The organism is Tardiphaga sp. 866_E4_N1_4, assembly GCF_052076075.1.
Classification (GTDB): domain Bacteria; phylum Pseudomonadota; class Alphaproteobacteria; order Rhizobiales; family Xanthobacteraceae; genus Tardiphaga; species Tardiphaga robiniae.
The window spans coordinates 5,652,397-5,675,624 of sequence record NZ_CP197242.1 but is presented as its reverse complement, the minus strand read 5'-3'; the positions used below and the strand labels follow the sequence as shown (position 1 = coordinate 5,675,624).

28 protein-coding genes are annotated in these 23,228 nt (G+C 61.8%); 17 read left to right on the top strand and 11 right to left on the bottom strand.

Annotated elements, in window-relative coordinates; translation table 11 throughout:
• Positions 1-306: 306 nt before the first annotated feature.
• Entirely contained in the window at positions 307-1,368 is a 1,062-nt protein-coding gene (locus AB8B20_RS27375; RefSeq protein ID WP_439073927.1) for a class I SAM-dependent methyltransferase, read from the bottom strand.
• A 211-nt stretch (positions 1,369-1,579) separates the two neighbouring features.
• Here AB8B20_RS27375 and AB8B20_RS27370 point away from each other — a divergent pair, with 211 nt between their 5' ends.
• Positions 1,580-2,497, top strand: coding sequence for an alpha/beta hydrolase (locus tag AB8B20_RS27370; RefSeq protein WP_439073928.1), 918 nt, complete (start codon positions 1,580-1,582; stop codon positions 2,495-2,497).
• Positions 2,498-2,556: 59 nt separating this feature from the next.
• Here the strand turns inward: AB8B20_RS27370 and AB8B20_RS27365 are convergent, their stop codons facing one another.
• Complete coding sequence (locus tag AB8B20_RS27365) at positions 2,557-2,742, bottom strand: hypothetical protein (RefSeq protein WP_439073929.1); 186 nt, start codon at positions 2,740-2,742, stop codon at positions 2,557-2,559.
• A gap of 298 nt (positions 2,743-3,040) precedes the next feature.
• On the opposite strand from AB8B20_RS27365, the gene AB8B20_RS27360 reads away from it, so the two are divergent.
• The 8 genes from AB8B20_RS27360 (at position 3,041) to AB8B20_RS27325 (ending at position 8,986) form a co-directional block, all read left to right on the top strand.
• The gene (locus AB8B20_RS27360) at positions 3,041-3,841 is read left to right on the top strand and encodes a FadR/GntR family transcriptional regulator (protein WP_439073930.1); all 801 of its coding nucleotides are present in this window, start codon (positions 3,041-3,043) and stop codon (positions 3,839-3,841) included.
• On the top strand, positions 3,831-4,328 hold the full coding sequence (locus tag AB8B20_RS27355; protein WP_439073931.1) for a 2,4'-dihydroxyacetophenone dioxygenase family protein: 498 nt from the start codon (positions 3,831-3,833) through the stop codon (positions 4,326-4,328). Before AB8B20_RS27360 ends, AB8B20_RS27355 begins: the two co-directional genes overlap by 11 nt.
• On the top strand, positions 4,328-5,104 hold the full coding sequence (locus AB8B20_RS27350; protein WP_439073932.1) for an SDR family NAD(P)-dependent oxidoreductase: 777 nt from the start codon (positions 4,328-4,330) through the stop codon (positions 5,102-5,104). Before AB8B20_RS27355 ends, AB8B20_RS27350 begins: the two co-directional genes overlap by 1 nt.
• A gap of 115 nt (positions 5,105-5,219) precedes the next feature.
• Positions 5,220-6,041, top strand: a complete 822-nt coding sequence (locus AB8B20_RS27345; protein ID WP_439066158.1) for an ABC transporter permease — start codon at positions 5,220-5,222, stop codon at positions 6,039-6,041.
• Entirely contained in the window at positions 6,038-6,844 is an 807-nt protein-coding gene (locus AB8B20_RS27340) for an ABC transporter permease (RefSeq protein ID WP_439073933.1), read from the top strand. The genes AB8B20_RS27345 and AB8B20_RS27340 overlap by 4 nt, the downstream gene beginning before the upstream one ends.
• The gene (locus AB8B20_RS27335) at positions 6,841-7,599 is read left to right on the top strand and encodes an ABC transporter ATP-binding protein (protein ID WP_439073934.1); all 759 of its coding nucleotides are present in this window, start codon (positions 6,841-6,843) and stop codon (positions 7,597-7,599) included. The genes AB8B20_RS27340 and AB8B20_RS27335 overlap by 4 nt, the downstream gene beginning before the upstream one ends.
• Positions 7,596-7,928 (top strand): hypothetical protein, encoded by a 333-nt coding sequence (locus tag AB8B20_RS27330; protein ID WP_092138836.1) that lies wholly within the window; start codon positions 7,596-7,598, stop codon positions 7,926-7,928. Before AB8B20_RS27335 ends, AB8B20_RS27330 begins: the two co-directional genes overlap by 4 nt.
• A gap of 2 nt (positions 7,929-7,930) precedes the next feature.
• Complete coding sequence (locus AB8B20_RS27325) at positions 7,931-8,986, top strand: ABC transporter substrate-binding protein (protein WP_439073935.1); 1,056 nt, start codon at positions 7,931-7,933, stop codon at positions 8,984-8,986.
• 124 nt (positions 8,987-9,110) lie between these two features.
• Here the strand turns inward: AB8B20_RS27325 and AB8B20_RS27320 are convergent, their stop codons facing one another.
• The 5 genes from AB8B20_RS27320 to AB8B20_RS27300 all read right to left on the bottom strand — a co-directional run bounded on the left by AB8B20_RS27320 (position 9,111) and on the right by AB8B20_RS27300 (position 13,767).
• Positions 9,111-9,857 (bottom strand): SDR family NAD(P)-dependent oxidoreductase, encoded by a 747-nt coding sequence (locus AB8B20_RS27320; RefSeq protein ID WP_439073936.1) that lies wholly within the window; start codon positions 9,855-9,857, stop codon positions 9,111-9,113.
• A gap of 134 nt (positions 9,858-9,991) precedes the next feature.
• Positions 9,992-10,909 (bottom strand): MBL fold metallo-hydrolase, encoded by a 918-nt coding sequence (locus AB8B20_RS27315; RefSeq protein WP_439074072.1) that lies wholly within the window; start codon positions 10,907-10,909, stop codon positions 9,992-9,994.
• A 154-nt stretch (positions 10,910-11,063) separates the two neighbouring features.
• A complete protein-coding gene (locus AB8B20_RS27310) occupies positions 11,064-12,269 on the bottom strand; it encodes an NAD(P)/FAD-dependent oxidoreductase (RefSeq protein WP_439073937.1) in 1,206 nt (401 codons plus the stop codon).
• Positions 12,270-12,391: 122 nt separating this feature from the next.
• On the bottom strand, positions 12,392-12,721 hold the full coding sequence (locus AB8B20_RS27305; protein ID WP_439073938.1) for a hypothetical protein: 330 nt from the start codon (positions 12,719-12,721) through the stop codon (positions 12,392-12,394).
• Positions 12,722-12,822: 101 nt separating this feature from the next.
• Positions 12,823-13,767, bottom strand: a complete 945-nt coding sequence (locus AB8B20_RS27300) for a helix-turn-helix transcriptional regulator (RefSeq protein ID WP_439074073.1) — start codon at positions 13,765-13,767, stop codon at positions 12,823-12,825.
• Between the two features lie 479 nt (positions 13,768-14,246).
• Here AB8B20_RS27300 and AB8B20_RS27295 point away from each other — a divergent pair, with 479 nt between their 5' ends.
• A complete protein-coding gene (locus tag AB8B20_RS27295; protein ID WP_439073939.1) occupies positions 14,247-15,092 on the top strand; it encodes a tetratricopeptide repeat protein in 846 nt (281 codons plus the stop codon).
• A 124-nt stretch (positions 15,093-15,216) separates the two neighbouring features.
• Positions 15,217-15,609: a hypothetical protein gene (locus AB8B20_RS27290; RefSeq protein ID WP_439090573.1), complete on the top strand. Its 393-nt coding sequence runs from the start codon at positions 15,217-15,219 to the stop codon at positions 15,607-15,609.
• Positions 15,610-15,726: 117 nt separating this feature from the next.
• Here AB8B20_RS27290 and AB8B20_RS27285 read toward each other — a convergent pair whose 3' ends face one another.
• Positions 15,727-15,963 carry an Imm63 family immunity protein gene (locus AB8B20_RS27285; RefSeq protein ID WP_439073941.1) on the bottom strand — a complete coding sequence of 79 codons (237 nt, stop codon included), beginning with the start codon at positions 15,961-15,963 and terminating at the stop codon, positions 15,727-15,729.
• Positions 15,942-16,130, bottom strand: coding sequence for a hypothetical protein (locus tag AB8B20_RS27280; RefSeq protein WP_439073942.1), 189 nt, complete (start codon positions 16,128-16,130; stop codon positions 15,942-15,944). The genes AB8B20_RS27285 and AB8B20_RS27280 overlap by 22 nt, the downstream gene beginning before the upstream one ends.
• Before the next feature lie 159 nt (positions 16,131-16,289).
• Between AB8B20_RS27280 and AB8B20_RS27275 the strand changes: the two genes are divergently transcribed.
• Positions 16,290-16,523, top strand: a complete 234-nt coding sequence (locus AB8B20_RS27275; RefSeq protein ID WP_439073943.1) for a hypothetical protein — start codon at positions 16,290-16,292, stop codon at positions 16,521-16,523.
• A gap of 29 nt (positions 16,524-16,552) precedes the next feature.
• Here the strand turns inward: AB8B20_RS27275 and AB8B20_RS27270 are convergent, their stop codons facing one another.
• Positions 16,553-17,686: an arsenate reductase/protein-tyrosine-phosphatase family protein gene (locus AB8B20_RS27270; RefSeq protein ID WP_439073944.1), complete on the bottom strand. Its 1,134-nt coding sequence runs from the start codon at positions 17,684-17,686 to the stop codon at positions 16,553-16,555.
• A 26-nt stretch (positions 17,687-17,712) separates the two neighbouring features.
• On the opposite strand from AB8B20_RS27270, the gene AB8B20_RS27265 reads away from it, so the two are divergent.
• The 4 genes from AB8B20_RS27265 (at position 17,713) to AB8B20_RS27250 (ending at position 20,012) form a co-directional block, all read left to right on the top strand.
• The gene (locus tag AB8B20_RS27265; protein ID WP_068731288.1) at positions 17,713-18,150 is read left to right on the top strand and encodes a hypothetical protein; all 438 of its coding nucleotides are present in this window, start codon (positions 17,713-17,715) and stop codon (positions 18,148-18,150) included.
• A gap of 301 nt (positions 18,151-18,451) precedes the next feature.
• Positions 18,452-19,156: a sensor histidine kinase gene (locus AB8B20_RS27260; RefSeq protein WP_093759269.1), complete on the top strand. Its 705-nt coding sequence runs from the start codon at positions 18,452-18,454 to the stop codon at positions 19,154-19,156.
• Between the two features lie 326 nt (positions 19,157-19,482).
• Positions 19,483-19,701, top strand: coding sequence for a hypothetical protein (locus AB8B20_RS27255; RefSeq protein ID WP_068731389.1), 219 nt, complete (start codon positions 19,483-19,485; stop codon positions 19,699-19,701).
• Between the two features lie 122 nt (positions 19,702-19,823).
• Positions 19,824-20,012: a hypothetical protein gene (locus AB8B20_RS27250; protein WP_068731284.1), complete on the top strand. Its 189-nt coding sequence runs from the start codon at positions 19,824-19,826 to the stop codon at positions 20,010-20,012.
• Positions 20,013-20,056: 44 nt separating this feature from the next.
• Here the strand turns inward: AB8B20_RS27250 and AB8B20_RS27245 are convergent, their stop codons facing one another.
• The gene (locus AB8B20_RS27245; protein WP_439073945.1) at positions 20,057-21,031 is read right to left on the bottom strand and encodes a VOC family protein; all 975 of its coding nucleotides are present in this window, start codon (positions 21,029-21,031) and stop codon (positions 20,057-20,059) included.
• A gap of 207 nt (positions 21,032-21,238) precedes the next feature.
• Here AB8B20_RS27245 and AB8B20_RS27240 point away from each other — a divergent pair, with 207 nt between their 5' ends.
• Positions 21,239-23,101 carry a tannase/feruloyl esterase family alpha/beta hydrolase gene (locus tag AB8B20_RS27240; RefSeq protein WP_439073946.1) on the top strand — a complete coding sequence of 621 codons (1,863 nt, stop codon included), beginning with the start codon at positions 21,239-21,241 and terminating at the stop codon, positions 23,099-23,101.
• The last annotated feature ends 127 nt before the right edge of the window (positions 23,102-23,228 follow it).

Below are 23,228 nucleotides of genomic sequence, written 5' to 3'. Positions count from 1 at the left end.
CAATTGGTCGATTTGAAGCCGCTCACGCATGCGGCAATCCCTTGCGACATTAGGATAGCTCGCGTCCGCTTCTGGTGCCAAACCGACAATCGGTAACGGACGATGTCGGCCGCTTGCCATGAGCGAGACAAGACCTTTGTGGCGGTCAAATTACTCTGAACTACACTTTCGAGAGATTTTTGCAGCGGCTCCTTTTCGAATCTGCAGCGCTCCTGTCGACAGGTGACATCAATCCAGAGCGACGCCGCCCCTAGAAGCCGCATGTCCCGCGGCATCCGGGTCGCTCCACACCGTTGGTCCGAGAGATCAAGCGCGTACTTCGAAGATCATATTGAAAGGCGTCTCAGTCGCGCGGCGGAAGCGCTTGAAACCTGCCTCAGTCGCGACCTGACGCAATTTGCTTTCACCTGCCTGGGCGCCGAGCCCCAAGCCCACCTCCTGAGAGAGCGACGCAGGTGTACAAATGAATGTCGAGGCGTGATAGAAAATGGACCCGATCGGGTTGAGATTATCCTTGAGATTGTCATGAGCAAATGGCTCGACGATCATCCATGACCCGTCTTTGGCCAGTGTTTCCTTGACATGCTTGCCCGCACCAACGGGGTCGCCCATGTCATGCAGGCAATCGAAGAAAGCGACCAGATCGTAGTCTTTTGCCGGAAAATCCTTGGCACTGGCCTGCGCGAATTCAATTCGGTCTCCGACCCCAGCTTCCTGCGCCAGGACCTTCGCGCGATCGATCGAAGGTTTGTGGTAATCAAACCCGAAGAACCTGGATTTGGGGTACGCCTGCGCCATCACGATGGTAGAGGCCCCGTGGCCACATCCGACATCGGCCACCCTGGCGCCAGCCTTCAGTTTGGCTTCGACGCCTTCGAGCGTCGGGATCCAGTTCGAAACCAGATTGGCGTTATAGCCCGGCCTGAAGAAGCGTTCGGTGCCCGAGAAAAGGCACTTCGAATGCTCATGCCAGCCAACGCCCTTTCCTGTTCGAAATGCTTCGGCGACCTTGGGTTCGTCGAGATAGGTGGACTGCACGACATCGAATGCACCGGCGAAGAAAGCTGGCGACCCCTCCTCGGCGAACGCCATCGCTTGTTCGGCCGAGAGCGAGAACGCGTTTTTTTCAGGGTGGTAATCGATGTAACCAGAGGCGGCCTGGCCGGACAGCCACTCGCGGACATAACGCTCATGCAGGCCGGTCTTCTTGGCAAGCTCCGAAGGCGTGAAGATATCTCCATCCGCCATTGCCTTGTAGAGGCCGAGGCGATCGCCGAGCAGTATACTGGCACCGCCGAGTGAAATGCCGAGGTCGTTGACCAGCTTTCCTACGAGTGCGTTCAGCTTTTCAGGATTTGGTTCACGCATTGCAGCATCCTCCACTTTGTGAAGAACAGCCCTCGTTCTAGTTAAGCACGACTGGCGAATTACAAGTGGGCGCCGAGCGCCACGCGATGTCAGATTCAGAATTATGCGGAATTGTCCGCTGCTGGCGCAATACCCGCGTTCCCTCTAGACTTGCTTCTGCGAGTTTTGAAATTGCCGCTCAATTTTCACGAATTTTCGGGGGAAATTATCCTTGGCCGAAGGTGGGATTGCGAATATTCGCGCAGTATTATTGTCGAAGCCCCGCCCGGTCGGGTGGGATCAGCGCCGGCAGCGACTTGATGAAGTCGGGTCGATCTGGCCGGTGGCCGACGATGTCGAGTTGCGGACTGTCGATTGCGGCAATGTCGCGGGGGAATGGTCCTTCTCACCGGGGGCAGATACGACGCGCGTGCTTCTGTATTTTCATGGCGGCGGTTTTTGTTCGGGATCAATCCTCAGTCATCGACGCCTCGTGACAGAGGCAGGGCGGGCTGCTGGCATAAGCACCCTGGCGATTGACTATCGGCTCGCGCCGGAAAACCCGTTTCCTGCCGCTCACGACGACGCGATGAGCGCTTGGCGATATCTGCGCCAGCAGGGCATAGACGCCAGCAATATCGTAGTTGCCGGTGACAGCGCTGGCGGCAATCTCACAATTACCCTCATCAACGCCTTGCGCGGAGCCAATGAAGCGTTGCCGGCATGCGCTTGGCTTATTTCGCCCTGGACCGATCTTTCAATTTCCGGGACGACGCTACAAAGCAAGGATCAGATCGATCCGATCATCCACCGTGGCTACCTCGAGGAACTGGCTGACGCCTTTGCTCCGGCATCGCTCGACCGCAGGAGCCCGTTTCTGTCTCCGCTATTCTCGAACCTCATCGGATTTCCACCAACACTCATTCAGGTCGGGTCAGCCGAAACTTTGCTCGCAGACTCGACGCGTTTCGCGGAGGCTGCCGCGATAGCCGACGTCGCGACGACGTTGGAGGTATGGCCCGACATGATCCATGCATGGCCTCTGTGGAATGGCGGTCTTACAGACGCAAGGTTGGCGCTCAGGTCAGCTGGACAATTCATCAAGCATCGATTGTCTGATCTAGTTCAAATCAGTTCCAAGTCTTCGTGACATCGGAGGGAGGACATCAAGGCGCCATTGCCGCCACGACAGTACGGACGGTACTAACCTCAGCTCTGATGCGGGCCTTGCATGATTTTCATGGCATCCTTCACGTGGCGCCACTCGTTGGCTTCTTCCAGCTGACCTTTTTGCTCGCATGTCAGTGCATTCTGAGCGGCATGAGCAATCGCCACGGCGCCGTGCCGATCAAGCATCTGCCGGGCGATGGTGTGGACTTGAGTTTCGGACATCATTTGCTCTCTCCTGATTTACCCGAGCCAAGGAGAACCGGTACTGCTGGAACAGAACCGGCCCGGTGTCTCTGAAAACGGTGGAACAGCCAATCTCGTTCCCGGAAAAAACAACCGGCCGCGCGCTGGCATGGGCCGGCCATCTATCGCCACCGCTTTGCCACGAATTTCAAACTCGAATTGCGATCGGACAAAGCATTGTGCGCCGCAAATCAATCATCCGATGTTAAACATCGGATGATTGCATTCGCTCTGAAAACGTGAGATAGGCCACTGAGGAAACAAGCGGGGAAGAACACTCGTGGCACGAAGTCCTACGAAATCGCTGGAGCGGGGAAGCAAGCCAGGCCGTATCAACTCGGTCTTGACCACGCTCGGCTGCGAAATTGCGCAGGATATTATCCCGATTGGCGCAACCCTCCCCCCGGAGCCGGAACTGGAGGCGCGCTTCGGTGTCGGGCGCGGCGTCATCCGGGAAGCGATCAAAACCCTCGCCGCGAAAGGAATGGTCAGCGTGCGTCCGCGTTACGGTACGCACGTCTTGCCGCGCCGCGACTGGAGCCTGCTCGATCGCGATGTGCTGGGATGGCTGGTCGGCGGCGGCGAACCGGACCGCGATCTTCTGATGGCGATTCAGGAAGTACGCCTGATCATCGAGCCGGCGGCAGCCGCCCTCGCCGCAACGCGGAGCACCAAGCAGGACAGATTGCGCATCGAGGCCGCACTGGTCGGCATGGAAACCTCGCACGATCAGGAAAGCGCCATCAAGGCGGACAAGGCATTCCACCTCGCCATTCTCGATGCGACACATAACCCCGTGTTGCAGGGTTTTCGCGGCGCCATCGATACCATTCTGAGCGCGGTGTTTCTTGTCGCGGTCGGCAGCCCCGGCTGGTTCGAAGACAATCTGCCAAACCACGCGGCCGCCGCGCGCGCGATTTCCGCGGGCGATGCAAAGAAGGCCAAGACCGCCATGGAACAGGTGCTCGGCTACACGCAATTCAAGCTCTCGAAGCGTCGCGCGACTGCGACGCCTGAAGGCATAACGCCGGTCTCAACCGCGGCGACGAAAAAAAGAAAGAGGAAGCCCCATGTATCGTGACATGATCGGATCGACGCACGTTCTTGCATCGCCGGAAATCGCCATCGTCGCTATTCCCGAGGACGAGCGCGTCTGGGTGCCGCAGGCGCCGGATGTCTGGTTTCGTCCGCTGATGCTGAACACACGACAGGGGCAGTGGTGCAATCTGCTGCGCGTGCGACGCGCCGGCGTATTATCGCGGCATCTGCATCCCAATCCGGTGCATGGCTTCGTGTTGCGCGGCAAATGGTTCTACCGTGAACACCAGTGGGTGGCGACGGAGGGCTCCTACGTGTTCGAGCCTCCGGGTGAGATCCACACGCTGGTCGTCCCAGAGGACGTTTCCGAGATGATCACCTTCTTCAACATCCAGGGATCGATGCTGTATCTCGATGAGAACAACAAGCACGTCGGCTATGAGGACGTCTTCACCAAGATCGATATGTGCCGCGCCCACTACGAGTCCGTCGGCCTTGGCCGTGACTACGTCGACCAGTTCGTGCGCTGATGGCAGACGGTGCCAACATGATCGAGGAGATGCCGTCGGCCGCATGGGCGTCGATCTGGTACGCGGGAAAGCGCGTGCTGGTGACGGGCGGAACGTCAGGGATCGGCGCGGGCCTCGCGCGCGGCTTCGTTGAGGCCGGCGCGGAGGTCATCGCGACCGGCGTGAATGCTGCGGAGATCGAGCGGGCGCGTTCGGATTCGGTGCTGCGCGAGGCTCAGGCCCATCAGCTCGACGTCCGCGACGACTGCGCGATCAAGTCCCTTGTCGGCTCGCTCGGCGAACTCGATGTGATCGTCAATTGCGCCGGCGTCATCCGTCGCGGCGAAGAGCTCGACCCCGCGGTCTTCCAGTCGGTGGTCGATATCAATCTCAACGGCACCATGCGGATGTGCGCCGCCGCGCGGCCACTGCTGGCACGCTCCAAAGGTGCGATCGTCAATCTGGCATCCATGCTGTCGTTCTTCGGCGGCGGTCTCGTTCCCGGTTATGCCGCCAGCAAAGGCGGTATTGCACAACTGACGAAATCGCTGGCGATCGCCTATGCGAATGACGGCATTCGCGTCAACGCGATCGCGCCGGGCTGGATCGCCACGCCGTTGACGACCGATCTGCAGGCCAGCCCGGAACGTAGCCAGGTCATTCTGGAGCGCACGCCGTTGGGCCGTTGGGGCAAGCCGTCGGACCTTCTGGGCGGCGTGCTCTATCTGTGCTCGCCGACGGCTTCTTTTGTGACGGGGACGATCCTCGTCATCGACGGCGGATATGCCGTGACGTGATCAGGCGGCGGCGAAGTGCCGCCGTTCGCAGACGAGATTTGAGTACTAAACTGCGTAGCCGAGAGCCTCGCAGATAAAAATAAAGCGGCCAGAACGCTGGTCAAAGGGAGGTCGCGTGCTCGTTGCGCCCGGTCAAAAAGTGCGGTCCCGCGTCGCCTGGCGCGGCATGAACTCGCTGGTGGGCGCGGCCTTGTTCGTGGCGCCCTTGCTCGTGCTCGTCGCCATCTGGGCGATCGTGGTCCCGCTGTTCAACGTCAATCCGCGGATTTTTCCGTCGGTCGGCTCGGTGGCCGAAGCAGCGGTTGCGGCGATCGGCGATGGCACACTCATCCGCCATATCGGCGCGAGCATGCTGCGTGTCGGACTGGGCACGTTTCTCGGCGTGCTCGTCGCCGTTCCGCTTGGCATCGCCATGGGCGTGAGCCCTGCGGTCTCAGCATTTCTGACGCCGCTGTTTCGCTTCTTCTCGGTGCTTGCCGGCATCGCCTGGATACCCATCGCGACGTTGTGGTTCGGCTACGGCTTCGGCGCCATCATCTTCGTGATCTTCAACGCCGTCTTCTTTGTCGTCGCCTACAACACGCTGCTCGGTGTCTCCACCATTCCGATGACGATCCGCAATGCGGCCGCCTCGCTCGGTGCCGGACGATGGGCCTTGCTCACCGAAGTACTGCTCCCGGGTGCGCTCCCCAATATCGTGACAGGCGTGCGCACCGGGCTCGGCTTCGCGTGGCGCGGCCTGATCGCGGCGGAGATGATCGCGACCAATGTTGGGCTTGGCTACATGCTGTTCGTCGCCCGTGACTTCTATCGCACCGAAGTGATCGTGCTCGGCATGATCGTCATTGGCGTGCTGTGGCTATTCATCGACCGGTTGCTGCTCGTTCCGCTGGAACGCGCGACGATCGAGCGATGGGGACTGGTGAGGCGCACATGAACATTGCACTGAAATTCTGGAGCGGTTACGTGCGCGCGACGCATCGGTGGCCAATTATCGCGACCATCGTGCCGTTTATTCCCGTGGTGGCGATCTGGAGCATCGTCGCCAATTCAGGCATGTTTCCGCGCGCCTTCTTCCCGGCGCCGGTGGATGTGATGCGGTCGTTCATCTCCCTCGCCTACAAGGGAATTCTGCCGGACTATCTGCAGGATAGTCTGATCCGGCTGCTGTTCGGTGCATCCATCGGCGTCGCGCTGGGTATCCCGCTCGGCATCCTGATCGGCTCCAGCCGCCTCGCACATCGCATCTGCTGGCCGGTGCTGCTGTTCTTTCAAGCCATCGGCGATATTGCGTGGCTGCCGATCCTGCTGATCTGGTTCGGCTTCGGCCTCACCACCATGACCTTTGTCATCGTTTACACCGTGCTGTTCCCGATCGTGCTGAGCACCGTGCTCGGCGTGCAGTCGGTACATCGCGATCTTGCCCGTGCGGCGCAGAGCCTCGGCGCGTCGCCGATGCGGGTGCTGTGGGAAGTCACGCTGCCCGGTGCCTTGCCGAATATCATTACCGGCCTGCGCAACGGCCTCGGCTATGGCTGGCGCGCGCTGATCGCGGTGGAGATCATCGTCGGCACCAGCGGCATCGGATTCATGATGTTCGATGCACGTCGTGCCGGCTCAACGGTCGAGATCCTGCTCGGCATGATCGTTCTCGGCACTCTTTGGTACATCGTCGATGCCTGGATCCTTGCGCCAATCGAGCGCGCAACGGGCCAGCGGTGGGGATTGGTTACGTCATGAAAACACTGTCGCTCAAAAATCTTCGCAAGACCTATTTCGATCCCTATGCGGGATCGCAGGTCACCGCCGTTCAGGATGTCTCGCTTGATGTCGAGCAGGGTGAATTCGTCTCCGTCGTTGGTCCCTCCGGCTGCGGCAAAACAACGATCCTGAACATGATCGCGGGCTTCATCCCCTATACGGGCGGTGAAATCCTGATTGACGGCAATCTCGTCAGGGGACCGGGTCCGGATCGCGGCGTGGTTTTCCAGTCGTTCGCCCTCTTCCCGTGGAAGACGGTGCTGGAGAATGTCGGCTTCGGCCCGAAGATGCGGGGCGTGCCAAAGGACGAGCGCGACCGTACTGCGCGGGAATATCTCGCGCTCGCCGGCCTCTCGCATGCCGCGGATCGCTACCCGAACGAACTGTCCGGCGGCATGCAGCAGCGCGTCGGCGTCGTTCGCGCATTGGCCAACAATCCGGCCGTGCTGCTGATGGACGAGCCGTTCGCCAGCGTCGATGCGCAGACCCGCATGACACTGCAGGAGGAGCTGACGCGGATCTGGCAGGAGCGCAAGCCGACCGTCATCTTCATTACACACGATGTTGCCGAAGCCGTGTTTCTTGCAAACCGCGTCGTCGTGTTGTCCAAGGGCCGCGTGCTCGATCAGATCAAGGTCGATCTTCCGCGTCCGCGCGTCTGGGATCAACTGATCGAAGATGAGACGTTCAAGCGTCTATCGGCGCAGGTGCTGCAAATGGTGCGGGCCGCATGAGTATCGCGCGAGATGTCATTCGTTCGACGCGCGGGCGTGTGGTGCTCGCCGTCATTGCCGTGTGGGCCGCGTTTCAGGGCTGGCTGAGCATCGAGGCGCCAGGGAAGATCTCCAAAGAGCTCGCCGGCGCGTCCGACAAGGTCAATATCCAGATCGATATGCCGTTTACGCCGGAGCGTTTTCACGTTCTGGCGTTTCAGAAGTATGGGCGGATCGCCGGAGCCGACGATCATTCCATCGGACTAAGGGGTGTGAAACGAACGGACCTCAACGCGGTTGCCCGGCCTTACTGGGTCACGAGCGTGGGGCCAATCAAGGAGGAGGACTGATTTTGAAACGCATATTATGGGCTTTAACTGCCGTGATGCTGGCATGCGTGCCCGCACAATCGCAGACATTGACGAAACTGAATGTCGGCATGGTCAGCGCCATCGACATGCTGGCGATCCCGGTGGCGCTGGAGCGCGGTTACTTCGAGAAGCAGGGTCTCGATGTCACCATTGCGCGCCCCTACGCGACCGGCGTTGATGCGCTGAATGCGCTGCAGGCTGGCGAGACCGAGATCCTGCAGGTCGGCGTTCCGATGATCGGCGCCGTGCTGCGCGGCATGGATCTCGTGGCGCTCGGCAATTACAGCGGCAGCGCCACCAAGTCGGGCTCGGATGCGACCATGGCGATCATCGCCCGTGAGGGATCTGGCATCGTCAAGGGTGACCTCAAGAGCCTCAAGGGCAAGAAGATTGCGACCTCCTTCGGCACCATCAACCATCTCTATATCCTGGCGCTGCTGGAGAAGGCCGGCCTTAAGCCCGACGACGTCCAGCTGGTCAATACGCCGCCGCCGGATATGACGGTCGCGCTGCTCGCCAAGGGCATCGATGCGTTTTCCGGCTGGGATCCGTGGCCGATCATCGCGCAGAAGGACGTCCCCGGTGCCTTCGAAGTGATCCGCGGCGGCGATGTCATCGCCTATCTCGGCTATGTCGTCTCGCTTCGGTCCTGGGTCGAGAAAAATTCGGAATCGACGGAGAAATTCCTGGCCGCGACCTCACAGGCCGACCAGTGGATGCGCAAAAATCCCAAGGCCGCCGCGCAGATCGGCACCCGCTGGATTCCCGGCCTGAAGCCGGAGATCGCCGAAGCCGCTATGGAATTCAATGTCCAGCAACTTGACCGACGGCTTTCGGCAAATAGCTACAAGGCACTCTGGAGCGCGCAGGACCGGCTTCAGCGGCTGGGCGTTCTGAAGGCGACATTCGATGTCAATAAAAACATCGACGCCAAGCCCATGCTGAACGTCATGAAGAAGCATCCCGAACTATTCGCCGATCTGCCACCCATTCCGGCTGACGTGGCGCTCGGACCGGATTTCACGTTCAAGCCCTGAATAAAGGAGGCGGTCTGCCCAATTGCGGACCGCCTTTTTTCTGATCGATGCATGATTCGAAAACACTAGCTAGCAGCGTCGTGCTTTGCGACTGGCTCACCTTTACCCGCAACGTCAACAGCAACTAAGCCAGTCCCAGGCCGCCATCAACAGCAACAACCTGGCCCGTCATCCATTCCGAAGCGGGACTCGAAAGCCTCACGATCCATTCCGCCAGATCGTCAGGAACGCCGCGCCGCCCGAGCGGTATGCGCGCACGCTCCTGTTCCTTGATTGCCGCAGCCTGTTCCAGGGAGAGCCCCATCATGCCCGTCAGCGCGCCCGATTCCGTAGGTCCTGCCGCCACGGCGTTCACGCGTATGCCGAGTGGTGCAAGCTCCAGCGCCCAGCAGCGGGTCAACTGCTCCAAGGCCGCCTTGCTGGCGGCGTAATGAGACAGTCCAGCCACCGGCTTGTGACCGAAAGTGCTCGAGACATTCACGATCGTGCCCCGTGTTGCCCTGAGGTGAGGAAGAGCAGCAGAGGCGAGGAGACTTGGGCCGAGCACATTGACGGAGAAAATGTCCCTGATCCGATCGGCTGTCGCGTCTGCCAGCGGAAGGATGGCACCTGCGCCCGCGTTGTTGACCAGGGCATCAACCCTGCCCCAAAGATCGACCGTCCTGGCGATTGTGCGCTTGGCATCTTCGGCGGAGGCCGCATCCGCCACCATGCCGGCTATGTTCGTTTGCTCGGCAATCGTTTCTTCGATAGGGCCGGGACGGCGGCCGGTCACGAACACCTTGTTGCCTTCCCTTGCGAAGCGCAGCGCCGCCGCCTTCCCTATGCCGGAGCTGCCGCCCGTTACAATCACGACCTTTTCACTCTGCATTTTCAATCTCCTTCTTGCCAAGATGACGCGGCTTGGCTCCACGACTCTGCAGTCCTTCTGAATCGACGCTGCTAAAACCAGGGCGCGCACTCACAAGCGAAGAGAACGCGCCCCGGTCCTAACCCGGCAAACGATCAGTAGTCCCAGGAGATCGGAACCCAGCGAAACGCGTCGCCATCGATCGCCACGTGACCGGCGGACGGGAATGGCAGATGGGTCGCGACCAACAATTCGCCTGTTGCCGCCAGCTCTCGCAACAGGCGGGTCCGCACGCGCGCGGCTTCTTCGGGGTCGTGCTCGAAACCGTTGTGCCAATCGGGTTGGTCAAACCCGACCGTGAACACGGCGTCGCCGGCGAAGGTCAGCGCGTCACCGCCGGATGCCAGGCGGACGACACTGTGTCCGGGCGTGTGGCCGCCGGTCCGACGCACGATGACTCCCGGCGCCAGTTCGTGCTCGTCCGCGAATGTCCGAAAATGCTTTCCATATTCGGCCATGAACCGCTTGGCGGTCGCCCGCAGCGCGTCCGGGAATCCCGGCGGCATTTGGGTGTGAGAGAAATCGGGCGCTTTCCAGAATTCGACCTCGGCGGCAGCCACGTGGATTCGCAGATCCGAACGCAACTGATCCTTCACCCCTTCAACGAGAAGTCCGCCGATATGGTCCATATGCAAGTGCGTCAGCACGATATCGGTGACGCATGCAAGATCGATCTCGGCAGCGGCCAATCGCTGGATCAGTTGTCCGGCCCGCGGCAAATGCAGGTCCGGGTCCAATCCCAGCCCCGCGTCGACAAGAATGGTCTGCTCGCCGCTCTGCACGACGACCACGTTCAACGGCCAGTCGAAAGCGTCCGGCGGCAGGAACATGTCGCGCATCCAGGCGGCCCGGACGGCGGGGTCTGCGTTATGTCCCAACATGGAGGTTGGGAGTGGCAGCACGCCATCGCTAACCACCAGCACGTCGATGTCGCCGATCTTCACTGCATAGCGCGAGGGGACCAGTTCGTTACGCCCCGACTTGACGGGGGCTGATGTCGTATCAAGGTTCATGTGTTTCTCCTTCTGAGTATTTTGCTGGGTATTTTGCTGAGTGTCTTTCCGAGTGGCTTGAATCGTCTGTGTCATCTGTGGGTCCTCCTGGTTGATCGGTTGCGAGAGCTGGCCGCGCTCCTGCATGGAGCACGGTCCTTTCTTGTGTGAGGGGCTAGACTTCGGTCACATGCTCCGGATCGGCCGAGGCGAGAGCGGCAGCACGCTCGGGCTTCGGCGGATAAATCCAGACGGTGTTGATTTCCTTCTTGGTTTTCTTGGCGACGTCGCCAACCATCTCGACCTTGCGATCCCAGCCGCGCGTGAACAGTGCGCCGGCTTCGCCGAGGTCGAGACAGGTGACGTAGGCCTTCTGGTGATATGGCCTGGTCGCCATGCGCAATAATTCGGCGGCGGCATTGTTGCCGGCAAAGGCGCCCATCCGCGTCGCATGCTGGCACGACATCAGCGCGTAGTTACCGACATCGTCGCTGGCCGCTCTGGCCGCGTCACCGGTGGCAAAGACGCCAGGCACCGAGGGTACGCGCAAATCGCGGTCGACCAGCAGCCGGCCGAAATTGTCGCGCTCGGCGGGGATCTGCGTGGTCAGCGGAGCGGCGCGAATGCCTGCCGCCCAGATCACGGTCTCGGTTTCGATACGTTCGCCGTCGGACAGTGTGATCCCGGATGCATCCAGCGAGGCAACGCCGGCACCGAGCCGGGTCTCCACACCGAGCTTGCGCAGCGCCTCCTCGATGATGGGACGCGGACCCTCGCCCATGTCGGGGGCGATCGCACTGTTTCGTTCGACAATAATGACGCGCGGCTTGGCATCCTTGCCGAGGATCCTGCGAAGCCGCGCCGGGATTTCGGTCGCTGCTTCAATTCCCGTGAAGCCGCCGCCGGCTACAACGATGGTGTCGCGTCCGCTCGACGCCGGCCGGTTAGCCAGGCCGTGCAGATGCTTGTCGAGCGCGATCGCATCGTCGAGATTGTCGACGCTGAAGCCATGCTCGGCAAGACCGGGAATATTCGGACGGAACAACCGGCTTCCGGTCGCGACGACCAGCCGATCGTAGGAGAGCGACTGTCGCTTATTGTTGGCGGTCGCGACCTGCACCGTGCGGGATGCGGTGTCGATCGTCTCGGCGCTGCCTTTGATATAGACGACGTCGACGGCCTTGAGGACATCCAGCAAAGGCGCCGTCAAGGTTTCGGGCTTCGGCTCATAGAGCCGCGGGCGAATGACCAGAGTCGGCTCGGGTGCGACCAGCGCGATCTCGAGCTCTTCGGGCGAAACGCCCTTGATGTCGCGCAGGCGTGCTGCGGAAAGTGCGGCGTACATGCCGGCGAAGCCGGCGCCTATGATGACTATTCGCATGTGATTTTCTCCTTGGGTTTAAGTTGCTCGGCAGTACGCGCGTCACCGCCGCCGCTTCTCACCTGCGGCAAATTTGTTGCGATCAACGATGACGCGAAGACGGGAAACGACGAGGTGAGCCCCTATGGAGGGGAGCAGTCCAGCATCGACGCCAGTTGCATGGGACGCTCACATTCGGCGCGGCAGATTCGCGGAACCGGCGGCCGGTCACGGTGAAAGATGATCGGCTGAGCGAACGTCAGCGGCCGGTCGTTCAAAGCCTGGATGTCATCGCTCACGATGATGGACAACGAAGGGGTGCTGTCTTGGGCGGGCTGCGCTGGCTTCTCGGCCTCTTCGCCCGTCGATGTCGTCAGTCGAATGGTCAGTGAAAGTCCATATATTAGAGAGCTCGTGACGACTCTCCGTCGCGGTATCATTGCAAGTGGGTCGACGAAGGTCTTCCAGGCCATTGTCTGTCTCCGTCCGTTATCGGCGTGGGCACGGTGATGATCTAGCTGATCGGATCTGCAACTGCCCCAGAGCGATTGACGTACCTGTCGAGAGATTGCGGCTAACGCGTCCGTCGGCGCCAATCGCTTGGACTTTCGCCGGTCAGCTTCCTGAACGCCGCTGCGAAGGCTGTCTGCGAGGCATAGCCAAGCGCCGCTGCCACCGACACGACCGATGCGTCGGTGTCGCGCAGCATGTTCATGGCCTGTTCGAGCCGGTGTTGGCGCAACCAGGCATGTGGCGAAAGCCCGGTGCTTTCCTTGAAAGCGCGGCAGAAGTGAAAGCGCGACAGGCCGGCATCCGAGGCCAGGGCGGAAAGAGAGACGTCCGTATCGCTGTCCGAGCGCAAACGTTCGATGGCACGTAGCAGTGTCTTCGGCGCCAGCCCGCCCATGGTCTGCTGGAACGTGGTTGGCGCGCCGGTATGCGCAGCCAGCAGGCGCGTGGCCAGTAGATCCGTCACTTGCTGCCTGAACAGGGCATCCAGGGCCGCATTGCCCTCCAGAACGTCCGCCGCACTTATGAGCAACCGCGATGTGATGGGATCGGGATGCGCCGTTCGCTCCAGAAGGTCGCCAGGAGCGGCGATGTCGGCTTCGTGGGCAACGCGCTCGAGTATTCTGTGCGGAAGATAGAGCTGAACGACATCAACAGGTTTCGGAATATCCCATCGGGAGCTTGATCCTTCTGGAATGATGATCACAACACCGGGGCGAAACGTTCCAATCGCAACCGATCTTCCCGACCGCCGCTCCATGCGCTGCATCGAACCGTTGTAAGCCATGATGACGTGATGGGTCATGGGCTCGACGACGTCGTGCAATGGCTCATGTTTCCAGTGGGTGATTCCGGCACCGGAGGAATCCAAAGCCATATGAAATGGTGTGGTCCCGAGCACGCGGGACATCTCCGCACCGGCAGAACGCCGCTCGGCATGGGACGGAGTTTCCTGGGACGCCTCTGATGCGGCTGCCGGGTCATTCGGACGATCGTGACGCTTGGTCATGGACGTGCACCCGCAGCAAGGGTTCGTGTGTGTCCGATGAGACCCGTACCGCCCATGACGATAATCCTCATGACTTTCCTCCGATTGTTCGGGCCATCCGTGGCCTTGCTCCTGAAAGCACTGCCAGAATGCGCGCGGACGGGCCGGAAAGCCTTGTAGGCACCTTGAATTGCCGTTGAGTTTTCCTTGGCTTCTTGTGCAATCGACGCGCGGACGTGCAGTTTTCATTCAAAAATGATTGCCTGGACGCCGATCAGCGCGAGCTCAAGCGAGGCGCCCGAACTCGTCGCTGCTGGACCGAAGCCGTTCGATCTGCTGCTCTTTCCGGTCCCGAACAATGACCCGAAGCGGAAACCGAGGATCCAATCATCGCTGATGAACTATTTGATCTGCGACCCCGACCAAGGGACAAATGAGCGTCCGGGGAATGGCGGTCGGGTATCCCGGCTGCTCCGGACAACGTGCGGAGACCACATGCGATGCAGATGCGCTTCTCAACATACCGGTTGTTCGCATGCATGGGCGTGGTGCTTCTCGCCGGGTTGCCGGGAGTGGCCGCCGCAGACGAGTCGGATTCCTGCATAAAGCTGTCGGATGACCTCGCGGTCGCGGGGTGCACGCGCACCATCGACTCGCACCAATACACGGGTCGAAGCCTCGCGCGGGTCTATGCGCGTCGCGGCGGGGCGTACCGGGCACAGGGCGACCTCACCCACGCCATGGCGGATTACAACGAGTCGATGCGGATCGATCCGACCTATCCGTCTGCCTACAACAATCGCGGCAACGCTTGGTACCACAGCGGAAAATTCGATCGGGCCATCGCGGACTATAACCAGGCGATCCAGCTCGATCCGAAATCAGGGCTCGCCTACGCCAACCGTGGCAGCGCCTGGGGCGCCAAGGGCGACTTCAACCGGGCCATCGAGGACTTCGACCGGGCGATCCAGCTCGATCCGAAAGATGCTGACGCCTACTACAACCGCGGCAGCGCCTGGAGGGGCAGGGGTGACCTCGATCGGGCCATCGCGGACTACGATCAGGCGATCCAGCTCGATCCGAAACATGGGGCTGCCTACGTCAACCGCGGCAACGCCTGGGGCACCAAAGGCAATTTCGACCGGGCCATCGCGGACTTCAACCAGGCGATCCGGCTCGATCCGAAAGATACCAAAGCCTATTACAACCGCGGCATGGCGTGGGAGAAGAAACGCAGTCTGAAAGAGGCATTGGCTGACTTCAGGATGCACGCGCGACTGGCTCCGTCCGATCCAGAAGGCCTGAAGGCGTTGAAGCGCGTATCGAAAGAATTGAGCGCAATATGACGGGGCGGCGCTGACATGGCTTGATGTCTGGAAGCGGCACATTCCAAGCGTCATGCCTCCAACGTCTCCCATTCCCGCACCACCGATGTCCCGCGTCTCGCGATGCCTGATCGACATCGGGCGCATGATCGTCGGCCTGATCGCGGCGATTATCATCGCGCCTTTGGCCATGGGAATTCTGCTGCAGCTCAGCCTTCGGCCCACCGGCGGACTCGCCGCGCATCTCGGCGCGGTCGTCCCGACGGCTCTGCTGACTCTCGTTTTCGGCGTGGCGGGTTCATTCAAGGCCACCGTTTTCATCGCCCTGCCCGGAATCCTCTTTGCGCGATGGGGCGGGATCATGTCGCCCGCGATGTGCATGATCGGCGGCGCCATCACCGGTGGCGGCTTCTTCGGCATCAGCGCCTCCGTTGGCTCCTCACTGCCGACCGAATGGGGGCTGATCGGCGCAGCGGCGTGCGGCGGAAGCGTTGCCGCGCTCGCTTACTGGTGGCTGGCGGAGCGTCACATCCGGTGACCGTCGCGACACCGCCAATGAGAACAATAGGCCTGTTTTGGGATCAACCGACATAGCGAAGCCTGTCGCGCCGCCCATTGCTCACATCACGCCTGCTTCCGCAGCGATGCATGCCGATCAACGCCCGTCGACATAAGGATGACGCGAGAGGATATCATCGAGTCCGGCGCGGCAGCGATCCGCCCATGCAGGATCAAGCCGGCCCAGCAATGCGAGCTGATGCGCAAAACGCAGGCGCCTGATATCGCAGGCGTTGGAATTGCGGTGCATGAGTTCATAGGTTCCGGCCATCGCCGAGGTGATGGTCTCGAAAGTCCAGTACATCAGCTCATCTAGATCGTCGGTGGTCCGCATGTCGTATCGCTCGCCGCGTTCGACGAACTGTAGTGGAAGTGCCCGTCATGCTCGATCAGCGCACGGCCGGAATCGACATGCCGATACCCCGGCAGCAGCTCCTCGGGCGCATGGATGCGTGCGGCAAGCACGCGCATGCGGTGATCGACTTGTTCAAGGGGTGTCAAGGCAGCGGCCTCGTGATTGGCCAATGCGGCCGTCGGGCGGTGGCGATAAGTCGGGATAACTGCGCACCAGGTTCACTCAGACAGAGGGCACCAGACGGCAGCAGCACGCCTGAACCCGATCTTCGCGCGCGCCGACATATTGGACGAGGAGCCATGTCGATGTCCGAGCCGAGTCCCCTTCTGGAATTCATCACGCAGGCGCTGGCATCGAAGCCGGAGGAGCGTGGCGGCCCGTTCTACGCCGTGCTGACACTCACCGTCGGCATCGCCATTGCCGCGGTATGGCCATTTGGCGGCACGCCGGCCGACGTCCTGACCGGCTACGGGATCGTGGTTGTGGCGATCGGCAGCGGCGTGTTGCTGGTGAAGTGGTTCTTTCACAGCATCAATTGATGCGGTCTTCGCGGTTCGCGGCATTGGCCTTACGCCACGCCCGCGCGATGCACGCACGGCGCAAACGGATCGACCGCCCACGCTTCGCCAGATTTGAGCCACGCTCGGCTGATCTCAAGCCAATCCGCCAGCGGCAGCAATCGGAGACCAGAGGGCGTTGCCCACCCCTGCGACTCCGTCACGAACGGCGCATCGTCATGGGGGCGGCGCACGATCTGAACGACATGGGTGATCCCGCGTGGACGCGGATGGTTCGCGGCCCATGCTCCACCCCCCTGTCGCAAGCCGATCGTTGCAAAGCGCGGCAGGCTGTCGAGATCGATCCGATCGCCTTCGAGAATAAACCCGGTGCGGGCCTCGATGACCTCGATCATGCGATCGGACCAGGTCGAAATCCCGGCAATCTCACCGGCGCTGAAGACGCCGCTTCTGGATGCATCATTCATCGCCTGCATCGCACTGGACAGCAGCAGCGCAGCCCAGCCGGAGCAATCGATGACCGGCGGATCCCACGCAAGTCCTTCGGACTTGACGCCGCCTTTATAGCCGACGTGCCCCACATGGCGCTCGACGAATTGCCACATGGCGGGAGCGATCAGGCTCGTATGGGGAGGTTCAGCCAGCTTACGCACCAGACGCGCGACATGCGCTTTCAACTCAGTCAGCGCGACGTCGGGAGGCGCCACGTCGATGTCATGCACGTGCCAATAGGTCACGCGATCTTCCCAGCCCGGAAAGCGCGTCACCAGCAACGTGCGGTGCTCGGCCTCCTTCACGGCCACGATCATATCGGACGCTGCAAGCGCATCATGCGTACAGACCGCCGGCATCCGCGACGCGCCAAGGGGCGAGATGCCATCGACGGTCAGCGCGGCGATGGTCTGCCGCGCCATCGGGCCGACATTGTCCTTGCCCCGCTCGATGGCCAGGGCGTGAGACGTCGCCTCCCAGTCCAGACCCGCACGGCGCGCCAGGTGATTGAAGAGTTCTTCCGCATAGCGGCTGCGATAGTAGTTGCCGGTGCAGAGGAAGAGGACGGTCCTGGCCATGGCCGAGTGTGTTTTGTGGGGCCTGCATTTGTCAATTGCGGCTCCCGCGCCGCTCGCGAGCCCATGGACCCCGCAACCGTTTTGCTGGATTGTGCCGGCCTCGCCTTGCGCCAACGAATCATTCCTCGGAGGACACCCCCATGTCGCGCTCGCTTTTCCGCACTACCCTCGTCGCCGCCCTCGCCTTGATCGGCGCAAGCCTGTCCTCCGCGGCTTTCGCCGATAGCGGCACGATCCGCATCAATGTGCTGAAGGGCGGCTGGTTCATCGGCGCGTCGGGCGGTTCGGGCACGCTGACCTTTCGCGGGCGGACCTATCCGCTCTCGATCGGCGGCTTGAGCGCGGGCCTCGTCTTCGGCGCGTCGCAGACCTATCTGTCCGGCCGCGTCAGCCGCATCAACAGCCCGGGCGATGTGGCCGGCGTCTATGGCGCAGGCGGCGCGGGTGCTGCCGTCGGCCGCGGCGTCAGCGCCATCGTGCTCACCAACGAGAAAGGCGCGCTGCTGGAACTCAGCGGCCGCCAGACCGGATTGATGGTTAATGCCGATCTCTCGGGCCTCGCCATCTCGCTGAGGTAAGCGGCGAGCCCATAAGCGGAGCGCTACGGCGCGTTTCAAACATGGCGGGCCGTTCTTTTGCGGGATACCGGACCGTGGCCGGCGACCGCGTGCGCTGGCTGCGCGCCGACGGCAACTGCCGCGCAACGCGGATGCTTGATTCGATGGTGGATATCTCGCGGCGGAAGCCCGATCAGCGGGCGACCGTCCGCCAGTCCGTAATCAGCCCGGTCGCCTGTGGCCCGTTCCGAACGCACATGGGCAGGTCAGCTGGCGATACCTTCGCAATATACGGCGCTCCGCCAACCTGTTACTACGGGGAATGACCATTCCTTTGCCGCGCTCGATCGAGAACGAGCCTGACTATCTCAAGGAACTGCTCGCGAAGGCTGGCGTCGATGCGCAGGCGCTCGCCATCGCGGCGAAGCTGCAGGAAGTGGTGATCGGGGAACTGCATCACCGCGTCAAAAATACGCTCGCCATCGTGTCGGCCATTACATCGCAGAGCCTGCGCACAGCCGGCAGCCTCGAAGAAGCTGCCAAGACCATCGGCGATCGCCTGCAGGCGCTGGCGGTGGCGCAGGATCTGCTGATCCGCGAGACCTGGACCGGTGCGAGCTGCCGTTCGCTGATCGAGAGCGCGGTGCGCGCATTCCAATCCAAGAGCCTCGATCAGTTCACGATCACCGGCGACACCCTCGCCATCTCGTCCGGGCCTGCCATGTCGCTGTCAATGGTGATCCACGAGCTCTGCACCAATGCCACCAAATACGGCGCGCTGTCCACGCCGGCCGGCCGCGTCACGATCTCGTGGTCAACGACGCAGGATACGCCGAAGCGCTTCATCCTGCGCTGGATCGAAAGCGGCGGACCGCCGGTGATCGAACCGTCACGGAAGAGTTTCGGGAGCCGTCTGATCGAACAGGCGCTGCCCGGGCAACTGCAGGGCGAAGCACGCCTGCGCTTCGATCCCGATGGCCTCAGTTGCGAGGTCAACATTCCGCTCAGCGTCATGCAGGAACGCTAGGCGCGAGTGCCACGCCGCAAGCCTGCGCAAGAATGACTGAGCGTTAGTTAAACACCACATTCAGAAAGCCGCAGCGTCATCGATCGCGCGAATGTGCACGCGATGTCATCGCGGCTTCACACTCGCTAAAGATTTTACCGATCTCTTTTTTGCGCAATGGTGTGCAGCGCAATGCGCGCGCCGCTATGTCGCGCAACACCGCGTGAAGGTTCACGCCCGCACTTCAAAACAATGTCACCAGCCGTCATCCACGTTTCATCGCACGGGCCAAGATACGCCCCAATGCGCCAGCATGGTCCGCGCAGCTCGAGACGACGGAGTGTAGCATGACAACCGACCCGACACCGAAGTTCGACGCAAACTATGTGGCCACGCTGCGCCAGGTGCTGGATATCGCTGTGCAGCAGATCGCCGTGCAGCATCGTACACCGGCGACGAAGGCGATGATGGCGGAGACCATCGTGCGCCATGCGGCCGGCGGCATCACCGATGCCCATGCGCTCGTGTCGCATGCCGTGACCGCAGGCGCCAACGGCGCGCCGTAACATTGCTGCGCAATCTTTCGCAACGCGAAAAGCGGGAACTGCCATGTATTTGATGGCATGCCGCCACGTCTTCGCCAAACCGCACAGCGAAGTTCCATCGAAGCCGATGGAAAACGATACCGATGATTATGTCAGAAAATTATTTCAGAGACCGCGCGGACGATTGCAACCGCCTCGCCCGCGAGGAGAGCGATCTAGAAATGCGCGGCATGCTCTGCGATCTCGAACTGGATTATCGCGCCAAGGCGCTCCATGCCGCAGCCCATGGCTGGCGCGACGCCCCGCGGTATTTCGAATTGGCTGAGGCGTAGCCCTGTCGCGCGCGACAGCAGACCGGCCGAAATCTTTCTCGACCTTACGCTTTCACGAGCCGCACCTGGGTGCCCCAGGGATCGGCGATCGCAATGCCATCTGCGATCGACTCGCCTGACAGGCCCGCCGCCGCAAGACGGCGCTTGCGGTCAGTTATGACAGCATCATCGGCAATACGGAGCGAAAACCAGGCCAGCCCGGTCTCCTGCGCATTGCGCGGACCGCTGCCGGCGCTCTGCCAGGTGTTGATGCCGATGTGATGGTGATAGCGGCCTGACGACAGGAATGCGACACCCGGCCGACCAAGCCGCGTCGGCTCCATCCCGATCAGCCCCTCATAAAAATTGCGGCCGCGCGCGACATCGCCGACGCGCAGATGCATGTGACCGATGCGCAGCGCCTTCGGCGCGGTGTGATACTGATCGCGGGTCGTGTCCGTCTGCGCCACGATATTGTCGATATCGAGCTGGTCGGTCCCCATGGTGACCATGTCGCCGGTCCATTTCCACGCCGACGGCGGCCGGTCCGAATAGACCTCGATGCCGTTGCCCTCGGGATCGGTGAGATAGGAGGCTTCGCTGACGTGATGATCGGCAAAGCCATCGAACGGTGTGCGCGCCAGCGCGGCATGGACCAGCCAACGCGCGAAGTCGGCACGGCTCGGCATCAGGAACGCGGTGTGAAACAGCCCGGCGGTGGTCTGCGCTTCCAGCGGCGCATCGGGCCGATGGATCAGATGCAACAGCGCCACGCCATTGACGCCGAGCACGACCTCGGTCTTGTCCGCGCTGATGGTGTCGAACTTCAGCAGGTCTGTGTAATAGGTCCGCATCTTGCCGAGATCGCGGACGCGCAGCGCCGCGGCGCCGATACGCATCGGCGTCTGCTGCGCGAAGGGGAGCTGTGACGATGCGGCCGCGCCGAGATCGACTCCACCCTCGGCACGCACCGCGCCCATCAGCGCGGTCTGGCTGGCAGCAAAGGCGGCGAGCTTCATCACCTGTCGGCGCGTGGTCATGCGGGGGTCCATGGCGGCAGAAGGGGTTCAAGAGCGGATCATTGTGGATAGCAGGCGACCGCACGGGGTCAAATCACATCGCTGTAGGCCCAATCCACGGGGCCTTTTTAACATAATGTTACGTTCCGACATCGTTTTGGTAGTTGATCGCAGAGGCGAAGTGAGGAGAACTCACCCCAACTCAAAAATAAACAGACGGGAAACGCCATGTCGACAGCCCCCCACATCATCCATGATGACAGCCGCACGCGTGCCATCGTGACGGCGATGGCCTTGTTTGCTGCGCTATGCGGCGGCACCGCGCCCGCTTCCGCACAGCAGCTCGCCTGCGACGACGGTATCAAGACTGCATTTCATCCCGATGAGGCCACCACCGTGGTGGCTGTGCGGGCGATCAAAAAGGGCGAGGACCTGGTCGCACAGGATTCGCCCCGCCCGATCACCATGGCGGCGGACATGTGCCTTGTGAAGCTTCTGGTGGGGCCAGGCTTCACGGCGGAAAAGGACAAGACTGCGCGCTCCTGGTCCGAGGGCATCGGCATCGAGGTCTGGCTGCCGACACCGGCGAACTGGAATACCCGCATCCGGAACTACGGCGGCGGCGGCTGGGTCGGCGGTGGCCATCGCATCGCCGACAAGATCGGCAGCAAGGTGCCCGCCCTCGTCAACGCCAATATGGGTTATGCCTCGGGCACCACCGATGCAGGACAACCCTGGTATCAGGACGGCTCCTTCACCTTTCTCTCCGACGGCAAGGTCAATGCCGAAGGATTTCGCGACTTCTCGGTCCGCGCCATGGTGGAGCAGGCCGTCAAGACCAGGGCGCTCGCCACGCTGTATTACGGCAAGGCGCCGGCTTACACTTACTACGATGGCCACTCGCAGGGTGGCCGGCAGGGCATGAAGATCGCCCAGGACTATCCCGAGCTCTATGACGGCTACATGATCGCACAGCCGGCGCTGAACATCCCGCAATTCGGCACGGCTGCGCTGTATCCGCAGATCGTGATGAAGACCGAGCTCGGCTTCACCGCACTCGACAAGCCGAAAGCCACCGCCTTCGCCGCCAAGATCGAGGCAGCGAACAAGCGCGCCCTCGCCGCCTGCGACAAAGCCGGGATCGGTTTCCTGCTCGATCCGTTCGCCTGCGATTACGATCCCGCACGCGATGCCGCAGCTCTCTGCAACGGCGAGGCTGGCGAGGGCGTTACCGGCAGTAATGCCAATGCGGCAACCTGCATGAGCATCAAGGAAGCGATGGCACTCGACAGGATCTGGTTCGGCGCAACGCCCGATGGCAGCTATGACGCCGCGCAAAGCTCCGACAGCCGCAGTGGCAAGGTGCTCGGCACGAAACAGGTGTGGTGGGCCTTCACCAGGACCACGGCGATCGGCAGCCAGATCACCGGTACAGCCGCCGGCAGCGTGGCTTTGGCCCTGCAGGACGTCCGCTACGCCGCCGATGCCAGCGCCACCAACCCGTCGGACATTCCGTTCAACAACGGCTCGACCACCGAACGCAACAAGTGGCAGGAGCTCAGCTATGCCGGTCTGGCCGATACAGTGAACAAGAACCTTGCCTTGCAGCCCACTTTGTTCAGCAATCTCGGCACCGACAAAGCGGATCTCGGCAAGTTGCGCGATCTCGGCCGCAAGATCATCGTCTATAGCGGCCTTGTCGACGACGCGATCCCTCCAGCGGGCAACGTCAACTATCACGAGCGCGTCGCCGCACAGATGGGCGGCCACGCGGAGGTGCAGAAGTTCATGCGGATGTATCTGCTGCCCGGCTCGGCCCACAGCTCGCAAGGCCGGGCCTATACGGTCAGCGGACAGAACGATTCCGTGCCGCTGCCGAAACTGCCGGGGAATGCCAACCAGACGCCGACGCGCGAGCAGGATCAGTTCTTCACCGCGCTGACGGACTGGGTCGAGAAGGGAATCCCGCCGGGCGAGATCGCACTGACGTCGCGCGACAGCAAGTTAAGCTATCCGGCTTGCGTCTATCCGTTGCGGACAGTGTGGAATGGTGGAGCAGTGACACAGGCGGGGAGTTTCGGCTGCAAGTAGCTCCGTCCAGACGACGCACTATCATCCGTCATGGCCGGGCTTGACCCGGCCATCCACGCCTTCGCCTGTGACAAGACGTGGATGCCCGGCTCAAGGCCGGGCATGACGTGGAGAGATCGGTGCAGAT